The following is a 16,563-nucleotide window of genomic DNA, read 5'->3' as shown; positions in this document are numbered from 1 at the left end:
GCGCCCCCAAGGTTTCTTGGGGGCGTTTCTTTTTTGATTAGTGGTTGTCGCGGGCGAGTTTGTCGATGTCACCCACGTTCCGGTATTTGGTGGCCGGTTTAAGCACCATACCTTTGTCGAACTGGTCAACCATGCCGCGCTGAATTTCCTGCCACGGCGTTTGGTGCGCGGGGTAGGGATATCCGCCCTTGGCCTCTAGGTCTGAGCGACGGGTCGCGAGTTCTTCTTCGCTGATTAGGATGTCTGCCGACCCTTTGTTCAGGTCGATGCGCAACATGTCTCCGGTTTGAACAAGAGCAAGCCCACCCATAGCCGCCGCTTCTGGGGCCGCGTTCAAGATTGACGGCGAGCCGGATGTACCCGATTGCCGCCCGTCGCCGATGCAAGGCAGCTCACTCACGCCTTGCTTGATGAGCGCGGTAGGCGGCTGCATGTTCACAACTTCCGCACCACCTGGATGGCCGATTGGCCCCGCGCCGCGGATCACAAGAATGCAGCTATCGTCGATATTCAGCGCCGGATCGTCGAGACGGTCGTGGTAATCCTCCGGTCCGTCAAACACGATGGCGCGCCCTTCAAAGGCATTCATGTCATCTGGGTTTGACAGATACCGCTCACGGAAATGCTCGGAAATTACACTTGTTTTCATAATCGCGCTGTCAAAGAGATTACCCGAAAGCTCAACAAAACCAGCCGCTGGCTTGAGTGGTTTGTCGTAAGGGTAGATCACATCATGATTGCTTACTTCGGAATTGGCATAGGCTTCGCCCACGGTTGTTCCGCCAACGGAGCGTGCATCAGGGTGAGGCAAGACACCTGCTTTAAGCAACTCCGAGAAAACGCCAGGAACACCACCGGCGCGATGGAAGTCTTCGCCCAAGTATTTGCCCGCAGGCTGGACGTTACAAAGCAGTGGCGTTGAATGACCATGCTTCTGCCAGTCTGCATTGGTGAGCTCGATGCCAAGATGGGCCGCAACTGCGTTGAGGTGGATCGGGGCGTTGGTTGATCCGCCGATGGCCGAGTTCACGACAATTGCGTTCTCAAACGCTTCACGGGTCATAATATCGCTGGGCTTCACGTCATCGCGCACGAGATCCACAATGCGCTTGCCGGTTTCATAAGAAATCTGACCGCGCTCACGGTAAGGCGCAGGAATAGCTGCCGAACCCGGAAGCTGCATACCCAATGCCTCAGCGAGTGAGTTCATGGTGCTGGCCGTTCCCATGGTGTTGCAATAGCCAACCGACGGGGCAGAGGCAGAGGCGATATCCATGAATTCTTTATAATCAATCTCGCCAGTGGCGAGGTCCTGCCGCGCATCCCAAATCACTGTACCGGAGCCGGCGCGATTGCCCTTGTGCCAACCGTTGAGCATCGGGCCAACTGAAAGCGCGATCGAAGGAATATTCACCGTTGCCGCGGCCATAAGAAGCGCAGGCGTGGTTTTGTCACAGCCGATTGTCAGGACAACACCATCAAGTGGATAGCCGTGCAGAACCTCCACCAGTCCGAGGTAGGCGAGGTTGCGATCAAGTGCCGCAGTCGGGCGGCGCCCGGTTTCCTGAATCGGGTGCACGGGAAATTCGAAGCAAATCCCGCCTTGGCTTACAATTCCATCGCGCACGCGTTTCGCAAGCTCAACATGATGACGGTTACACGGCGAAAGATCGCTACCGGTTTGCGCAATTCCGATGATCGGCTTGCCGGATTGAAGTTCTTCTCGAGTGATCCCGAAGTTCAGATAACGTTCGATGTAAAGGGCGGTCATTCCGGGATTTTCCGGGTTATCAAACCATTTTTGTGAGCGAAGTTTCATGCGTGTTCCTGCGTTTGAACGAGGTCGTTTCCGACAGTTTTCTGGATTAAAATCACGCGGGAGTCTGCAAGCCCCTTAATTTGCAAACTACCACTCAATTTTGCCAATAAAACATACTTCTATGTTTGGTTCAGGCGCAAGGGATAAAGCTGTTGACGAATCCTGACTAAAAAACTAAGAAATGAGGAGCATCAGGAGAATTGATATGAACGCCAGAGTTGAAATTGATCAAAACATTGAAGCCACCAAAGTTGAGCTTGATATACCCGCCTACGATGTTCGCAGCCTCACGCGTACACATGGGCAGGCTAACCTTGTTCTTGACGGAGCGGTTTACCATTTGCGGATTACGCGCGCGGGAAAACTGATCCTAACAAAGTAATTTTGCTGGACTTGCGAGTGGCTCTGATTACCGTAGGGTTAATCATAGCAAAGGTTCGCAAATGCTCAGAAATCTAAATCCGATCCTCTCGCCTGATCTGTTGTATATCTTGGCCAGCATGGGCCACGGCGATGAAATTGTGATCGCTGATGCCAATTTCCCAAGTGACTCCAGCACTGATCGGCTTGTGCGACTTGATGGCGTTGCGGCACCGGATGTCGTCGAGGCTGTATTGAGCATTATGCCGCTTGATAATTTCGTCGATGATCCAGCGCGCTCCATGCAAATTGTGGGCAAGCCAGATGAGATTCCGCCTGTGGTTCAGGAGTATCAAGAGATCATCAACAAGACAGCAGACTTCCCCGCCCAGATCAAAACTGTAGAGCGGTTTGCCTTTTATGAGGAAGCTAAGAAAGCTTACGCAATCGTCCAAACGGGCGAGCTTCGGATTTATGGGAATCTAATACTTAAGAAAGGTGTTGTCGCGCCGAGCTAGCGCCAGAAGCTTTGGGCGGCCAGATTCGACTAAATACCGCGTTTATCGCGTAAGAGACCAACAGGACCATTAATATCGCGAAGATCGTGTCTGATAGAAAATGCCTACCCATGATGACGCGAAAGCTTGATGCGATAACCGCAAATGCAATCGCAAAAATACGCGTAGCTTTGGCGAGGATTTCATTTGTGAAGCAGTAAGACAGCGCGAACAGCGAAATCGCAACCGCTGTTGCGCCTGACGCCTCGCCTGAAACGAATGAACAGTTGTGGCTGCATTGATCCGTTATTTGAAAAGGCGGCGTGAACTCGGCACTACCACCAAAAAACTGCGTTTTCTCTGGACGAGCACGCCCCCAATATTCTTTGAGTATACCATTAACCAACAGGCCCGGCCCCAAGAGAAAGAGCGTAAGGATTTTACCCCAAACGATTGCCGGAATGCCGCCAAACCCACGCTTCCAGATGTTCACAACCAGCATCACGAGCGCGATAATCGGGAGTAAAAGCATAAAGCGCATCATGAGAAAGCGGAGTTGAACAACAAACTCGTTTTGCGCAGCAGGAAATCCGACGCCTTCGACGTAGAATAATCCGGTTGCCCAGAGATCAAGCTTTGGTACCGTCGTAAACACCATCAATGTGAAGAGGAAAGCGAGGACCAGTTTCTGAAGATAGGGCTGCATAAATGGCTTCCGGATTGGTATTGGGTTTGCCTAGCACGGTAAAGTTATCCCGTCCAAGCGTCTTTGCCGTTATGGCCCACGCAATGCTCGCTGCGTTGCACAATTTGCCGACAAATTTTTTGAATAAACCGTTGAATGACATCCGCTTGTTACAATTGCCAAGCATGAGCGGGGCAAGCCTTCTGAAAGCTTTTTTCCGAGGCCGTTCATTCTGAACAAATCCATTCTTTACTGAATGGTCTAAAATAGCCTAGGCTCGATTCACAACCGACAAGGAGAGAACAAAATGACAATCACTAAAGGAATCGCTGCGATTACTTTGATTGCAGCATCAACAACGGCAGCAAATGCCGAAACGCTGCGCCTTTTGACTTGGGGCGGATACGCACCAGACGCTGTGGTGGAAAAGTTCACCGCTGAAACTGGCATCGAAGTTGAAGTCACGAAATCTAATAACGAAGAAATGGTCGCGAAGCTCCGCGCAACTGGCGGCGGCGGATTTGATCTCGCACAGCCTTCGCAGGACCGGATCGCCGGTGCTCAGGAAGAGTTCGAAATTTATAAGCCAATCGATTTGTCCAAGATTGACACGTCGCTCTTTATTACGTCCATGCTTGAAGCGACTAAATCCAACACAATGCTTGGCGAAGATGTTTACGGTGTGCCGCATGTATGGGGTACATCGGGCCTTGTCGTGAATACCGCAATGGCAGGCGACGTGAAGGATTACACTGATCTGTGTAACGAAGCTTACGCGGGCAAGGTATCTTACCGTCTGAAGCGTCCAACACTGATTGGATTTGCGTTCTCCATGGGCCTTGACCCGTTTGCTGCTTATCGCGACCCAGAAGAATACAAGAAAATCATCGATGCCGTCGAAGAGAAGCTGATCTCCTGTAAGGGCAACGTCAAAGCGTATTGGAGCGGTGGCGACGAGTTGATGGGGCTTCTGCGTTCTGGCGAAGTTGTGGCATCTATGGCTTGGGATACAGGCGGATGGAAGCTGAACTCCGAAGACGAGAACATCACTTTTGTTGCGCCAACATCCGGTGCGCTGGGCTGGATTGATACATTCGCCCTTCCGCGCAAGACCAAAGCCGAAGATGCGGCCTACAAGTGGATCAACTTTGTGATGCAGCCGGAAATCGCTGCCATGATCACTGCCGAAGCGGGCAACTTTACCGCCTCTCTCGGTGCGGACGCCTACGCAGACGACGCTCTTAAAGCGCGTTTCCAAGCCAGCTTCCCACCAGAAGCCATCGACAACATTAACTGGTATCCAACAGTACCGGCTGGTCTTGAAGAAATGGAAGGCGCAGCGCTTGATCGCGTAAAAGCATCTAACTAATCGCAAATAATATTGCGGCGTGCGGGGCAATCCTGCGCGCCGTTTTCTCTTTTCTGGAATATTCGAATGACTGCTGTAAACGACCTTGATTGCATCAACCTCACGAAGCGTTTTGATGAGACTCTTGCTGTGGATGATGTTTCATTCTCGGTGCCGCGGGGATCGTTCTTTTCGATCCTCGGCCCATCGGGATGCGGCAAAACCACGATCATGCGGATGATCGCCGGCTTCCTTGATCCCACATCCGGTGACATTCAGATCAAAGGCAAATCTGTTTTGGATACCGTGCCGAACAAACGGCCTGTAAATATGGTGTTCCAACATCTTGCGTTGTTCCCAATGATGAACATCGCCGACAACATCGGGTACGGATTGCGGCGGCAAGGGTTGGACAAAAAACTGATCGATGCAAAAGTTGCCGATGCACTGGAACGTGTCGGGCTCCCGGGTATCGGGAACCGCCGTGTGGAGCAGCTTTCTGGTGGGCAGAAGCAACGTGTTGCTATTGCGCGGTGTATGGTGCTGGAGCCGGATGTTCTACTGCTGGATGAGCCGCTTGGTGCGCTTGATCTCAAGCTGCGGGAGCATATGAAAGTTGAACTTAAGTCGCTTCAGGCCGCGTTTGATACGACATTCGTTTACATCACCCATGACCAGTCCGAAGCCCTTGTAATGAGTGATCAGGTGGCAGTGATGAATGCGGGCCGTTTTGAGCAACTCGACACCGCCGCAAATCTCTATTACGCGCCACAAACGCCGTTCGTTGCTGGGTTTGTTGGGGATAGCAACCGATGGAAGGGCCGGGTCGAGAGCGTGTCTGGCGATCAGGTTAAACTGGTAACGGAAACAGGCGTTTCGATCATCGGCACTGCCAGGGGCACAGTTCAAAGCGGCGCCACAGTCGAGGCATTCGTTAGACCAGAGGCAATTCGGGTGGCGCACTCGGTAAATGGCATTGGTGAACACGCAAACAGCTTCGTCGGAAATGTTGAAAACGTGCTGTTCAATGGTGCGAACTCTCGCGTGCTTCTCAGAGTCGAGGGCGGCGGAACGATTGACGTTGCCTTGCCGCAGTCAGGCGAGTTCAACGGGCTTCAACGGGGTGATGCGCTGGCGATCGGCTGGGGCGCATCCCAATCCTTGTGCTTTGGGGCAAACTGATGGGCGCGCACGGAAAACTCGGGTTTATCCTTCTGGCGAGTCCGCTTGTGCTTTGGCTAAGCTTGCTGATCATCATCCCGCATATTGATCTCTTTATCCTGTCTCTTCAGGAAAAAATTGGCGTGCGTCAGTATCAAACCAGCTTTGCCAATTACATGACGTTCTTTAGCGAACCTCTCTATTTGCGCACTTTCCTACGGACGGCATTCATGTCGATCGTTGCAACGGTATTGACGCTATTGATCGCATTCCCGATCAGCTATTACATCGCAAAAATCGCGCGTGGGCGGCTTCAGTCTATTCTGTTCCTGATGTGTTTGGTGCCGTTCTGGGTTTCGGAACTGGTGCGGACCTTCGGGTGGATGATTTTGCTGCGTGAAACGGGGATATTTTCAAACTTCCTGCAATGGTCGGGGATTGTGAGCGGGCCTGTTGAGTTCCTCTATAACGACGCAGCGATGATGGTCGGATTGATTTATACGTCTATGCTGTTCATGGTTGTCCCGCTTGTAACGACGCTCGAAAGTCTCGACGATTCCATGATCGAAGCGGGCTATGACCTTGGCGGAAACGGCTATAACGTCCTGCGCGAAATCATAATACCGCACGCAATGCCGGGAATTGTTTCAGGCTCTATCGTGGTCTTCATGCTCTCGCTTGGGAATTACCTGACGCCGATTATGCTTGGGGGCAAAGATAGCCTTTGGTTCACTGAAATGATCTATAGCCAGTTTATCGTCCGCTTTAATTGGGAGCTGGGGGCGGCCTTTGGCTTCCTGCTTCTAGGGCTTTCATCTCTGATTGTCTGGGGTGCGCTCAAGCTCTCCGGCCAGACGCTTGAAAAGACGATGGGGTAAACGATGATACCAACAATCAAACAACCCCGCGCATTCTCGCTGATTTACGGCGCATATGTTGCGCTGTTTTTCGTCTATCTCGCGCTGCCGCTGCTTGTTGTGTCGCTTTTTGCGTTCAATGACAGCTTGTTCCCATCTTTGCCGTGGAATGGTTTCACTCTCGATTGGTTCTTTTCGCCTGAACAACCGCAGCGCGGAGTTTTCTATGAGAAGTCGATCCTCGAATCTATCGGCACGTCTGCACTCGTTGCGGTGTCGGTTGCTGCGCTCTCCGTCGGTGTTGGAACCTGCAACGCGTTCCTGTTCAACCGTTATGAATTTCGGCTCAAATCGGTTCTCTATGTCCTGATGCTATTGCCGCTGGTTATCCCTGGCATCGTTCTGGGTATCTCGATCTTGGTATTCTCCTCGACCGTCGCAAACGGCGTCGAGGATAGCCTGAACTATGATATCGAAGCGCTTCGGCCCGGCTTGGTGCTGGTGATACTCGGGCAGTTCAGTTTCATCACAACGATTGCAACACTGGTGATTGCCGCGCGGCTCAAGAAGTTTGACACGTCTCTCGAAGAGGCCGCGCTAAATCTTGGGGCAACAAGGCTTACAGCGGTGCGGACAATCACGCTGCCCTATCTTCGTCCAGCGATTTTGGGTGCTGTATTGGTCGCGTTTTTGATGAGCTTTGAAAACTTTAACACGACCCTGATGCTTGTCGGTTCTGACGCGCCGCTCACGATCGAGATGTTTGATCGGTTGAAAGAGGGCTCCACTCCGGTGCTCAACGCGGTGTCGCTTTTGCTTATGCTTGGCTCAAGCCTTTTGGCGCTGACTATGATTGCGTTTCAACGAAAATCCTAATCAGAAGAGAGCGCGGGAAGAAATAATTCCAGCCGCGCTCCTTCCTCGCCGGGGTTCGCAAGGATAATTGCACCACCCGCGCGTTCAGCGAAGCTTCGGACCATGCTTAACCCAAGGCCGCTTCCGTGGCCTTCGGGCTTTGTTGAATAGAATGGATCGAACATACGCGCAGCATCTTTGAGTGACACTCCTTTACCCGTGTCTTCGACAGCAATGCGGAGATATTGCCCTTCATTGAGGTGGCCGGGTAAGGTTTCAAGGGTGTCAGGATCGAGGGTAACAATCTGGGTCTCGATTGTAATTTCACCACCACCGACCACAGCGTCCCGCGCATTGCCGACAAGATTAAAGATAACGTCTTCAAGCTCGGAGCGGTTGATCTCGGCGATTTTTTGGCCTTCTCCGATCTTAGTGTTCAGCTTGATATCGGTTGGCAAAACACGGAACAAAATCGGCGCGAACTCTTGGATAATAACATCGATGTCGTGCGGTTCTGTATCATAGGTGGTTTTGATCGAAATCTGGTGAAGGCGTGTGGAGAGTTGTGACGCTTTGGCGCTTGCGCGTTGCGCGAGATCGACGAGGTTCTTGAGATCTTTGTTGTCTTCTACATAGGGTTCCATTGATGACAAGCATCCTGAAATCACACCGAGATTGTTGTTAAAATCATGTGAGATTCCAGCCGCCATCAGCCCTGACGCCGCAACCTTTCGACTATGGTAAATCGCTTTCTGAGCAGCGCGGCGTTCCGTTATATCAACAAGAACGCCTTCAACTCCCAGCGTCTGCTCGTTTGGCCCGCGCCACGGCTGCGCACGCATTACAATCGTTCGGAGCGTGTCGTCATTTCGGCGAAGTGTAATCTCCATTTCCGACTTACCAACGGTGTCCAATACCGACTGGAGAAATTGATCAATCCCTTCAGGATCAGGAGAAAAGTTTCCAAGTGGCTGTCCGATTATTTGTTGAGGCGGAATGTTAAGAAGTTTCTCGATTGACGGAGAAACCTTTACCAACACGCCGCGTGTATCAACGCGAAAAAAGGGTTCGACAAGTTGGTCGAGTATCGAGCGGGTTTCACGCTCGGAATTGGCTACTTTCTCGGATTCAGCAGCCTGTTGTTCCAGCGCTTCGGTAAAGAATTTATTCAATACATGGACAGTGGCAAGCATTGCTGAGGACGAAGCAACGAATATCGCAACGTAGTTCGCCCAACTTGCAGGTGCGACGATATACGCGGCAGGATCGCCAAATCGGATCAATCCCGTCTTCACTGTAAATATAGCGAACCCGATTACGAAACTATTGGTTAAGACAAGAAGAACGAGAGCCGACCAGAAACCGTAGCACACCAACAGCAATGTCGGGGCAATCACCAGAAAATAAAATCCAGCAGCCGTCATGCCGAAATAGGAAACCCCATAGGCCGATAGCGGAACAAGCAGCATAATCGGAGCAACAGCCCGTACCCAAAGTGGTAATTTGCTTCGGAAATACGTAATCCCAAGCATAAGACCCAATGCGCAAACCGTCAGGAGAGTAGAGGTTCGTAGCCCATCAGTAACCGTAAGGTCTCTGTAAATAATGATGGGTGATACAATGACCGTAAGGAATGCCGCGGTCAGAAGCCATCGATTACAGATATCCGACTTTTTCTGGGCGATCCGTTCACGAACCGAGTTTTGAAAATCTGCGGTCATCACAGCCTGCTAAAAAGATAAACTAATGAGTTTCTATTAACCCTTTTAGGCGAATTTTCGGCGTTCATGAAATAAAACCGCTGGCAGAACCGTTGGCTATTCTGCGGCGACGCTGGTTTTTGGCTGTGTCGCGGCGAACAAAATCATCGCTGCGGCCATCAGAACGGCCGCGAAAAGAAAGGGTGCGCCGGGAAAGTATGGCGAGGCACCTTCGTGACTGAAAAAGAAAAATGTCTGTGTCATGACAATCGGTGACATGAGCATACCAAGTGCAGCGAGTGAGGTGGTCAGACCTTGGAGCTCGCCTTGTTGATCGTCTGAGGCGGCGCGGCTCATGATCCCCATGATTGCAGGGCTTGCGATAATGCCGAGCGAGGAGAGTGGCGTCAGGGCGATTATCATCCACCCGCTTGGCGCTATTGCGAGAAGAAAGAACGACAAAACATTGAGCCCCATGCCTAGCATTGTCGTTTTCGCTTCGCCGAGTTTCCTAAGAATGGGGCGGATCGCTACGCCCTGCATGAACGCCATAGACAGGCCGAAGACTGTCAGAGAAAGGCCGACCATGCGCTCATCCCATGCGAACTTCTCAAGGGTGAAATACGCCCAGATGGAAGGGTAAACGAAGAAGGAAATTTCATAGATCAAAAACACAACCATGAGGCCTTGCAAGCCTGGTAACTTCCCGATGGCTTTGAAGGCGCCCAGAGGGTTTGCGCGACGCCATTCGAAAGGGCGGCGGATTTTATCTGTAACCGTTTCTGGCAATACAAACAGGCCAAAGAAAAAGTTAGCCCCTGCAAGCGCGGCGGCAACGTAGAACGGCACGCGAGGGCCAAAGGTTGAGAGCAAACCACCCAGAGATGGGCCAAACACAAACCCAAACCCGAATGCTGCGCCCACCATGCCGAAGTTTGCGGCCTTGTCTTCCGGCGCGGAAATGTCCGCGACATAGGCATTGGCTGTGGAATGCGTGGCCGATGTGATCCCTCCGATTATCCGACCAAGAAACAAGAGCCAGATGCTGCCCGCGACCGCCATAATGAGGTAATCGACAGCAAGGATCGCCAGCGAAGTGAGCAACACAACTTTGCGCCCGAACCTGTCAGAGAGGTTCCCTAAAAGCGGGGAGAACAAGAATTGCATAAGGCCAAATACCGTGGCCAGCACGCCGCCCCAAATCGCAGCATGGGCAAGATCGGCGCCACTTACGTCGCGGATTAACGCGGGCATCATTGGCATGATCAACCCAAATCCGATCGCGTCGATCACAAGCGTGACCAGAATAAAAAAGATCGGCAATCTGGATTTCACTGTGAGCGTACTTTCTGAAATGTGTTGTTTTTAGTGGCCCGAGCAACCATCGTCGCAGGAGCAGCTACCGTGCCCTATCTTTTTAAGAAAGTCAGCAAGTCGTTCCCCAAAATCCACGGGTTGTTCAATCATGGACAGATGGGCCGCACGTGGCATGATCTGAAAATCCGCACCGTGAATGAGTTCGACAGTATCGCGCATAAGATCGGGCGGAATGAGCGTGTCGTTGTAGGCCGATAGCCCAAGCGTAGAAAGCCGAAGCCCAGATACAGGTGTGAAGAAATCTGTTCCACTCATGGCATGGCAGCAGCCGATGTATCCGTCGAGCGCGTTCTGGAGCAATACCGTACGCCAATGCTCCGCTTCAGGCGAGTTTTGATTGGCGCGGCTAAACCAACCTTTCGTAGCACTCTCTGCTGCTGGCATTCCGTTTTTCTGGAGCGCCTCAAGTTGAACATCCCACTTGGTTTTAATGCCGATCTTGGCAGCTGTGTTGACCAGAACCAGAGCACGGATCTGGTCGAGGCGTTTTACAGCAAGCCCTTGTGCAATTTGCCCACCAAGATGCGCGCCTACAAATACACAATCTATTATTCCAAGGTGCTCGATAAGGGCCTCGGCCTCGCCGATTAGTGACCCCATCGTGTAGGGCGGTGGTGGAGTGGAGCTTTTTCCGTGCCCTCGGATGTCATAGCGGATCAGACGATAGGCGCTGAGTTCGGGGCAGGCGGCGAAAACGGCGTCCCAAACCCGCAGATTGGTGCCTAAAGGGTGCGCAAATACTATCGGTTCACCGGTTGGCGAACCGTCCTCCTGCCAATGAACCTCAAGGCCCTGATGATCGAATATCGGCACTGTTTACCCCAATGATGATTGATCAAGGGCGAGCGCGCGCTGGAAAACATCTGGGTCTGTGTTTCCACCAGAGGCGACGCAGATAACGGTCTCGGAGTTGATCTTATTCGCGTGAAACAGTGCAGCGGCAAGGGCCACGGCGCCGCCGGGCTCTATAACAATACGAAGCCGTTTGAAGGCCAGCGCCATTGCACGAAGCGCGTCTTCGTCACTTACTACGATGCCGCTGCCGCAGAGCTTTTGTATGATCGGAAAGGTCAGATCGCCTGCGCACGGCGTCATTATTGCATCGCATATCGACCCCGACGTTTTTTCGTTCGCCAAAAGTTTGCCAGTGGCTAGCGAGCGCGTCACATCATCAAACCCTTCTGGCTCCACTGGTCGCACTTTGAATTTAGGTTTGCGTGCTTCAAGCGCTGTCGCAACACCGGACATCAAACCGCCACCGCCACAGGGCACCAGAACCTCGGCGTCATTGATGCCAAACTCATCAGCTTGCTCTGCGATCTCAAGGCCAACCGTGCCTTGCCCACCGATCACTTTTGGATTGTTGAAGGGATGGATCAAAGTGTAGCCCTTCTCCTCGAGCATCTTGGCGGCAACCTCGTCGCGATCTTGGGTGGCACGGTCATATGTCACCACATTTGCACCCAGAAAACGCGTGTTTTCGATTTTCACCGTTGGCGCATCAGAGGGCATGAGAACAGTCGCCTTTACGCCGTGGGCCTTTGCTGCCGCTGCTATTCCTTGTGCATGGTTTCCGCTTGATAGAGCTAATACCTCACGCGCTTTTTCCTCCTCAGTTAGAGTGGAAATAGCATTCCATGCTCCGCGGAATTTGAATGAGCCAGTGTGTTGCAAGCACTCTGCTTTTACAAAAACGCGACGGCCAGAAATCTCGTCGAGGAATGGGGAACTAAGAAGGGGAGTTTTCCGCGCGTGACCTTGGAGGCGTTTGTAGGCGTCTTCAATCATTGGAGTTCCTTTAGCCAAACTCGGAGCGCGGACAAACTTTCGGGCTCATCCAAAAACGGGACGTGGCCGCGATCCGTTACTTCGGCATATGACATGTCCGGACGCTTGGCATACATCTTTTCGGCGGTTTCTTTTGAGAGGATATTCGAGTTTTCACCGCGCAAAAGGGCAAGAGGAAGCCCTTCAAGCGCATCAAACAACGGCCAAAGGTCTGGCATCGGTGCGTCGCTCGCGGCGAGGAAGGCGTCTCTGAGCTTGGGATCGTATCTTAACTCTAATCCGTTCTCTGTTTCGCGATAATGCGCGCGTACCTCGGCGAGCCATCGTGAATAGGGCACGTTATGAAAATCGATGAGGAGTGCAGCGCGCGCTTTTGCAGCGTCTTCATATGATTTCTGAGTTGGCCTGCGTCCTAGATATTGCTCTATCGCAGCAAGCCCATTTGCATCAATTTCCGGACCAATGTCGTTTAGGCAAAGCCCCAACAATCTGTCTTTTGCGATTGCGGCCATACTCATACCAATCAGTCCCCCGCGGGATGTCCCAAGGACGGCGGCACGGTCGATTTCGAGGTGATCGAGCAGACGGAGAATATCATTGGTTTCGGTTGGAATTGTGTAAGTTTCGGGCGGGGCATAGGCCGATTGCCCACGCCCTCGATAATCTGGGCGGATGATCCGGACGCCTGGCAAATGCGGCACGACATGATCAAAATCGTGGGCGTTGCGCGTTAGGCCCGCGAGCATAACCAGCGGAAGCCCTTCGCCCTCGTCAAGATAGGCGAGGTCTAGATTATCGGAACTCTTGTAATAATTGGTCATAGGGCGGTGGCCAGTTGGGGTATTTTGGATAGGTCGGGCAATACATGCTCGGGCTTGCCGTCTAATCGATCTACGGGCTCTGATGCGCGATTGACCCATGCTGTGTGGAAGCCATATTGCGCAGCGCCAGCGATATCCCATCCGTTTGACGAAACAAACAACACCTCGTTCGGCGGACAATCAAATCGTTTCCCAACTAGATCATAAACAACATCAAAAGGTTTGAATGTTTGGACCGTTTCAACCGACAGACAGTCATCAAGTAATGCGCCAAGCTGAGCTGAATTAACCGCGCCTTGCAGCATGTCGGGCGAACCGTTCGAGAGTATGGCCGTACTGAAATCTTTCGCTTTCAATTCAGCGAGCATTGTTGGGACTTCCGGATAGGAAGAAAGCTCCCAATACAGCTGTAGCAAGCGCTCACGAAGGTGCGGATCAGTTAGGTCTTTCGCTTCCAAGGCCCAATCAAGCGCGTCCTTCGTAACTTGCCAAAAATCGCAGTGGGTATTGGTTATGGCTCTGATCCAAGTGTACTGAAGCTGCTTTTGTCTCCAGTTGGTTGCTATGTCTTGCCAATGCTCTGCAAAACTCTCGTGACCTTGCTCGGAGGCCGCACTTCGCGCGGCAGCGTTCACATCAAAAAGCGTTCCATAGGCATCGAAAATACAGGTTGTGATGGGCATGTCGGTCTCCGAAGCTCAGTGTCTGAGCGGACTTTGGCACAGCATTGTGATAGGGGGAAGGGGCGGTCTGTGGTATCATTTCTTTTGTTCGTAATTTGTATTTTTTGTTAACGGGGAGAACTAAAGTGACTGATATTCATGGCACTGTGCATTGGAGCGAGTTGATGACCCGAGATGTCAAAGGGGCGTTGGCTTACTACGGCGAAGTATGTGGCTGGACCTTCGACGAAATGGAAATGCCCGAAGGTGGGACGTATTACGTAGGTATGGCGCATGGCAAGCCTGCCGGTGGGATTATGGATATGACCCCGCTTGAGCATCTAAAAGACGTTCCGGCGCATTGGTTTACCTATATTGCGATCAACGACGTGCAAGATGGCGTCAACACCACAGAGGATAAGGGCGGAGAAATTTTGCGTGCGCCTTTTGATGTTCCGGGGATTGGAAAAATTGCAATCGTCAAAGATCCCGGAGGCGCAGCATTGGGGATCATGACACCTGCGACTGATGGGTAGCGCGACTGTCCAATGACATGAAAAAGGGGCCACGCAGGCCCCTTTGTGTACTTAGCTTTTACAGATGCTTCAGAGGTTTTCCGGCTGAGGCATGCCAAGAACATGATAGCCGCCGTCCACGCGGATAATCTCGCCTGTGGTGCAAGCTCCTGCATCAGAGGCAAGATATACAGCCGTACCGCCAACCGCTTCCAGCGTCGCGTTTGAGCGAAGCGGAGCGTTTGCTTCGGTTTGGCGGAACGTTTTGCGTGCACCGCCGATGGCTGCTCCAGCGAGTGTTTTCATCGGACCTGGAGATACCGCATTGACGCGGATACCGTCTGGCCCGAGATCATTCGCGAGGTAGCGTACTGTTGCCTCAAGAGCAGCTTTGGCTACACCCATAACGTTATAGAACGGCGTAACGCGGTTAGAGCCTTGATACGTGAGGGTCAGGATCGTACCGCCATCTGCCATCAGCGGAACCGCGCGGCGTGCCACTTCGATAAGTGAGTAGCAGCTGATGTCGAGCGAGTTTTTGAAATTCTCGCGCGACGTATTGACGAAGCGGCCAGTAAGCTCGTTTTTGTCAGAGTAGGCGATTGCGTGGACGACGAAATCGACCTTTCCCCAAACTTCCTCAAGCTTGGCGAATGCTGCATCAAGAGACGCGTCATCCGTTACATCGACGTCGACCAAGAAATCGCTGCCGAGGCTCGCGGCCAGCGGTTCAACCCGCTTTCCAAACGCCTCACCTTGATAGGTAAACGCAAGCTCTGCGCCTTCCGCGGCCATGGCCTTGGCGATGCCCCAAGCGATCGAACGCTCGTTGGCTACCCCCATGACCAACCCGCGCTTCCCCTTCATCAAATCTGCCATGGCAATGCCTTATCCGTGATATTTGCTCATGGCGATGGTGCCGTTCGTGCCACCAAAGCCGAAGCTGTTTGAAATAACAGTATCGAGACCAGCATCTTTCACGAAGGTCTGATTGATCTCACCTTCGTTGATCTCTGGGTCAAGCTCGGTGATGTTCGCCGATGGCGGGATAAAATCGCCGTTGAGCATGATCAGCGAGTAGATCGCCTCGTGAACACCTGCGCCGCCGAGGCAGTGGCCTGTGAGCGATTTGGTTGAGGTGATCGGAGGCGTGTTGCCTTCGCCAAAGACATTGCGAACGGCTTTAACTTCCGTCACATCGCCCGCCGGCGTCGAGGTGCCGTGCGCGTTGATGTAACCGACTTTGCGGTCGCCAATGGTCGAGATTGCAAGCTTCATAGAGCGCTCTGCACCTTCGCCCGACGGGGCAACCATATCGTGGCCATCAGATGTTGCGCCGTAGCCAGTAACTTCGGCATAGATTTTCGCGCCACGTGCCAAGGCATGCTCTAGCTCTTCGAGAACCAACACACCGCCGCCGCCGGAAATTACAAAACCGTCGCGTGTTGCGTCGAACGCGCGGGATGCGGTTTCGGGGGTGTCGTTATATTTGCTGCTCATCGCGCCCATTGCGTCGAACAGACAAGACAGTGTCCAGTCAAGCTCTTCACCGCCGCCAGCGAACACAATGTCTTGCTTGCCGAACTGGATTTGCTCCACACCGTTACCGATACAGTGCAGTGAGGTCGTACAAGCTGAGGTGATCGAATAGTTCACGCCTTTAATCTTGAACGGAGTCGCAAGGCAGGCAGAGTTGGTCGAACTCATGCAGCGGGTTACCATGAATGGCCCCATCCGCTTTGGCGACCCTTTTTCTTTCACGATGTTATGCGCTTGAAAGAAGTTCATCGTCGACGGGCCGCCGGATCCCATCACCAAGCCTGTGCGCTCGTTTGAAACTTCATGTGGTTCGAGGCCAGAGTCCTTGATGGCCTGTTCCATTGCAATGAAGTTATAGGCCGCGCCCATCCCCATGAATCGCAAATCACGCTTGTCGATGTGTTCTTTGACATCGATTTGAGGCATGCCGTGAATCTGGCTGCGGAATCCGTGCTCTTTGTAATCGGGAGCGGCAACGATGCCTGACTTGCTCTCGATCAGGCTTTTGGTCACTTCTTCGACATTGTTCCCGATAGACGAAACAACGCCCATCCCTGTGATGACGACTCTGCGCATGGG

At 52.5% G+C, this 16,563-nt stretch carries 17 protein-coding genes; 7 read left to right on the top strand and 10 right to left on the bottom strand.

The window, feature by feature from the left end:
- Nucleotides 1–37: 37 nt before the first annotated feature.
- The gene (locus N9C89_RS12365; protein ID WP_263954220.1) at nucleotides 38–1,819 is read right to left on the bottom strand and encodes an IlvD/Edd family dehydratase; all 1,782 of its coding nucleotides are present in this window, start codon (nucleotides 1,817–1,819) and stop codon (nucleotides 38–40) included.
- Nucleotides 1,820–2,024: 205 nt separating this feature from the next.
- On the opposite strand from N9C89_RS12365, the gene hemP reads away from it, so the two are divergent.
- Together hemP and N9C89_RS12355 are read left to right on the top strand one after the other, a co-directional pair.
- Nucleotides 2,025–2,201, top strand: a complete 177-nt coding sequence (hemP, locus tag N9C89_RS12360) for a hemin uptake protein HemP (RefSeq protein ID WP_263954219.1) — start codon at nucleotides 2,025–2,027, stop codon at nucleotides 2,199–2,201.
- Between the two features lie 61 nt (nucleotides 2,202–2,262).
- Nucleotides 2,263–2,697 (top strand): RbsD/FucU family protein, encoded by a 435-nt coding sequence (locus N9C89_RS12355; RefSeq protein WP_263954218.1) that lies wholly within the window; start codon nucleotides 2,263–2,265, stop codon nucleotides 2,695–2,697.
- Here the strand turns inward: N9C89_RS12355 and N9C89_RS12350 are convergent.
- The gene (locus tag N9C89_RS12350; RefSeq protein WP_263954216.1) at nucleotides 2,669–3,382 is read right to left on the bottom strand and encodes a phosphatase PAP2 family protein; all 714 of its coding nucleotides are present in this window, start codon (nucleotides 3,380–3,382) and stop codon (nucleotides 2,669–2,671) included. The two genes, N9C89_RS12355 and N9C89_RS12350, sit on opposite strands and share 29 nt — an antisense overlap.
- Nucleotides 3,383–3,668: 286 nt before the next feature.
- Between N9C89_RS12350 and N9C89_RS12345 the strand changes: the two genes are divergently transcribed.
- The 4 genes from N9C89_RS12345 (at nucleotide 3,669) to N9C89_RS12330 (ending at nucleotide 7,603) form a co-directional block, all read left to right on the top strand.
- Nucleotides 3,669–4,730 (top strand): extracellular solute-binding protein, encoded by a 1,062-nt coding sequence (locus N9C89_RS12345; protein ID WP_263954215.1) that lies wholly within the window; start codon nucleotides 3,669–3,671, stop codon nucleotides 4,728–4,730.
- A 66-nt stretch (nucleotides 4,731–4,796) separates the two neighbouring features.
- Complete coding sequence (locus tag N9C89_RS12340; RefSeq protein WP_263954214.1) at nucleotides 4,797–5,891, top strand: ABC transporter ATP-binding protein; 1,095 nt, start codon at nucleotides 4,797–4,799, stop codon at nucleotides 5,889–5,891.
- Nucleotides 5,891–6,748 (top strand): ABC transporter permease, encoded by an 858-nt coding sequence (locus N9C89_RS12335; protein ID WP_263954213.1) that lies wholly within the window; start codon nucleotides 5,891–5,893, stop codon nucleotides 6,746–6,748. The genes N9C89_RS12340 and N9C89_RS12335 overlap by 1 nt, the downstream gene beginning before the upstream one ends.
- 3 nt (nucleotides 6,749–6,751) lie before the next feature.
- Nucleotides 6,752–7,603, top strand: coding sequence for an ABC transporter permease (locus tag N9C89_RS12330; RefSeq protein ID WP_263954212.1), 852 nt, complete (start codon nucleotides 6,752–6,754; stop codon nucleotides 7,601–7,603).
- Here N9C89_RS12330 and N9C89_RS12325 read toward each other — a convergent pair.
- The 6 genes from N9C89_RS12325 to N9C89_RS12300 all read right to left on the bottom strand — a co-directional run bounded on the left by N9C89_RS12325 (nucleotide 7,600) and on the right by N9C89_RS12300 (nucleotide 13,951).
- The gene (locus tag N9C89_RS12325) at nucleotides 7,600–9,303 is read right to left on the bottom strand and encodes a two-component system sensor histidine kinase NtrB (RefSeq protein WP_263954211.1); all 1,704 of its coding nucleotides are present in this window, start codon (nucleotides 9,301–9,303) and stop codon (nucleotides 7,600–7,602) included. The genes N9C89_RS12330 and N9C89_RS12325 overlap by 4 nt on opposite strands.
- Nucleotides 9,304–9,399: 96 nt before the next feature.
- Nucleotides 9,400–10,617 carry a TCR/Tet family MFS transporter gene (locus N9C89_RS12320; protein WP_263954210.1) on the bottom strand — a complete coding sequence of 406 codons (1,218 nt, stop codon included), beginning with the start codon at nucleotides 10,615–10,617 and terminating at the stop codon, nucleotides 9,400–9,402.
- 30 nt (nucleotides 10,618–10,647) lie between these two features.
- On the bottom strand, nucleotides 10,648–11,472 hold the full coding sequence (locus N9C89_RS12315) for an alpha/beta fold hydrolase (protein WP_263954209.1): 825 nt from the start codon (nucleotides 11,470–11,472) through the stop codon (nucleotides 10,648–10,650).
- A 3-nt stretch (nucleotides 11,473–11,475) separates the two neighbouring features.
- Entirely contained in the window at nucleotides 11,476–12,447 is a 972-nt protein-coding gene (locus N9C89_RS12310) for a threonine/serine dehydratase (protein WP_263954208.1), read from the bottom strand.
- On the bottom strand, nucleotides 12,444–13,268 hold the full coding sequence (locus tag N9C89_RS12305) for an alpha/beta fold hydrolase (RefSeq protein WP_263954207.1): 825 nt from the start codon (nucleotides 13,266–13,268) through the stop codon (nucleotides 12,444–12,446). The genes N9C89_RS12310 and N9C89_RS12305 overlap by 4 nt, the downstream gene beginning before the upstream one ends.
- Nucleotides 13,265–13,951, bottom strand: coding sequence for a haloacid dehalogenase type II (locus N9C89_RS12300; protein WP_263954205.1), 687 nt, complete (start codon nucleotides 13,949–13,951; stop codon nucleotides 13,265–13,267). Before N9C89_RS12300 ends, N9C89_RS12305 begins: the two co-directional genes overlap by 4 nt.
- 125 nt (nucleotides 13,952–14,076) lie before the next feature.
- On the opposite strand from N9C89_RS12300, the gene N9C89_RS12295 reads away from it, so the two are divergent.
- A complete protein-coding gene (locus N9C89_RS12295) occupies nucleotides 14,077–14,466 on the top strand; it encodes a VOC family protein (protein ID WP_263954204.1) in 390 nt (129 codons plus the stop codon).
- A 69-nt stretch (nucleotides 14,467–14,535) separates the two neighbouring features.
- Here the strand turns inward: N9C89_RS12295 and N9C89_RS12290 are convergent, their stop codons facing one another.
- Nucleotides 14,536–15,324, bottom strand: coding sequence for an enoyl-ACP reductase (locus N9C89_RS12290; protein WP_263954199.1), 789 nt, complete (start codon nucleotides 15,322–15,324; stop codon nucleotides 14,536–14,538).
- 9 nt (nucleotides 15,325–15,333) lie between these two features.
- The gene (gene fabB / locus N9C89_RS12285) at nucleotides 15,334–16,560 is read right to left on the bottom strand and encodes a beta-ketoacyl-ACP synthase I (protein WP_263954198.1); all 1,227 of its coding nucleotides are present in this window, start codon (nucleotides 16,558–16,560) and stop codon (nucleotides 15,334–15,336) included.
- Nucleotides 16,561–16,563: the final 3 nt, after the last annotated feature.

The organism is Halocynthiibacter sp. SDUM655004 (genome assembly GCF_026015885.1).
In the GTDB taxonomy this organism is placed as follows: domain Bacteria; phylum Pseudomonadota; class Alphaproteobacteria; order Rhodobacterales; family Rhodobacteraceae; genus Falsihalocynthiibacter; species Falsihalocynthiibacter halioticoli.
The sequence above is the reverse complement of the archived record's forward strand: the minus strand, read 5'-3'. Positions and strand labels throughout refer to the sequence as shown.

Excerpts from the sequence above, each read along its gene's own strand:
- N9C89_RS12335 (WP_263954213.1), top strand. The coding sequence starts at position 5,891 with ATGGGCGCGCACGGAAAACTCGGGTTTATCCTTCTGGCGAGTCCGCTT.
- N9C89_RS12365 (WP_263954220.1), bottom strand. The coding sequence starts at position 1,819 with ATGAAACTTCGCTCACAAAAATGGTTTGATAACCCGGAAAATCCCGGA.
- N9C89_RS12325 (WP_263954211.1), bottom strand. The coding sequence starts at position 9,303 with ATGACCGCAGATTTTCAAAACTCGGTTCGTGAACGGATCGCCCAGAAA.
- N9C89_RS12345 (WP_263954215.1), top strand. The coding sequence starts at position 3,669 with ATGACAATCACTAAAGGAATCGCTGCGATTACTTTGATTGCAGCATCA.
- N9C89_RS12305 (WP_263954207.1), bottom strand. The coding sequence starts at position 13,268 with ATGACCAATTATTACAAGAGTTCCGATAATCTAGACCTCGCCTATCTT.
- N9C89_RS12310 (WP_263954208.1), bottom strand. The coding sequence starts at position 12,447 with ATGATTGAAGACGCCTACAAACGCCTCCAAGGTCACGCGCGGAAAACT.
- N9C89_RS12340 (WP_263954214.1), top strand. The coding sequence starts at position 4,797 with ATGACTGCTGTAAACGACCTTGATTGCATCAACCTCACGAAGCGTTTT.
- N9C89_RS12355 (WP_263954218.1), top strand. The coding sequence starts at position 2,263 with ATGCTCAGAAATCTAAATCCGATCCTCTCGCCTGATCTGTTGTATATC.
- N9C89_RS12290 (WP_263954199.1), bottom strand. The coding sequence starts at position 15,324 with ATGGCAGATTTGATGAAGGGGAAGCGCGGGTTGGTCATGGGGGTAGCC.
- fabB (WP_263954198.1), bottom strand. The coding sequence starts at position 16,560 with ATGCGCAGAGTCGTCATCACAGGGATGGGCGTTGTTTCGTCTATCGGG.
- hemP (WP_263954219.1), top strand. The coding sequence starts at position 2,025 with ATGAACGCCAGAGTTGAAATTGATCAAAACATTGAAGCCACCAAAGTT.
- N9C89_RS12300 (WP_263954205.1), bottom strand. The coding sequence starts at position 13,951 with ATGCCCATCACAACCTGTATTTTCGATGCCTATGGAACGCTTTTTGAT.
- N9C89_RS12350 (WP_263954216.1), bottom strand. The coding sequence starts at position 3,382 with ATGCAGCCCTATCTTCAGAAACTGGTCCTCGCTTTCCTCTTCACATTG.
- N9C89_RS12330 (WP_263954212.1), top strand. The coding sequence starts at position 6,752 with ATGATACCAACAATCAAACAACCCCGCGCATTCTCGCTGATTTACGGC.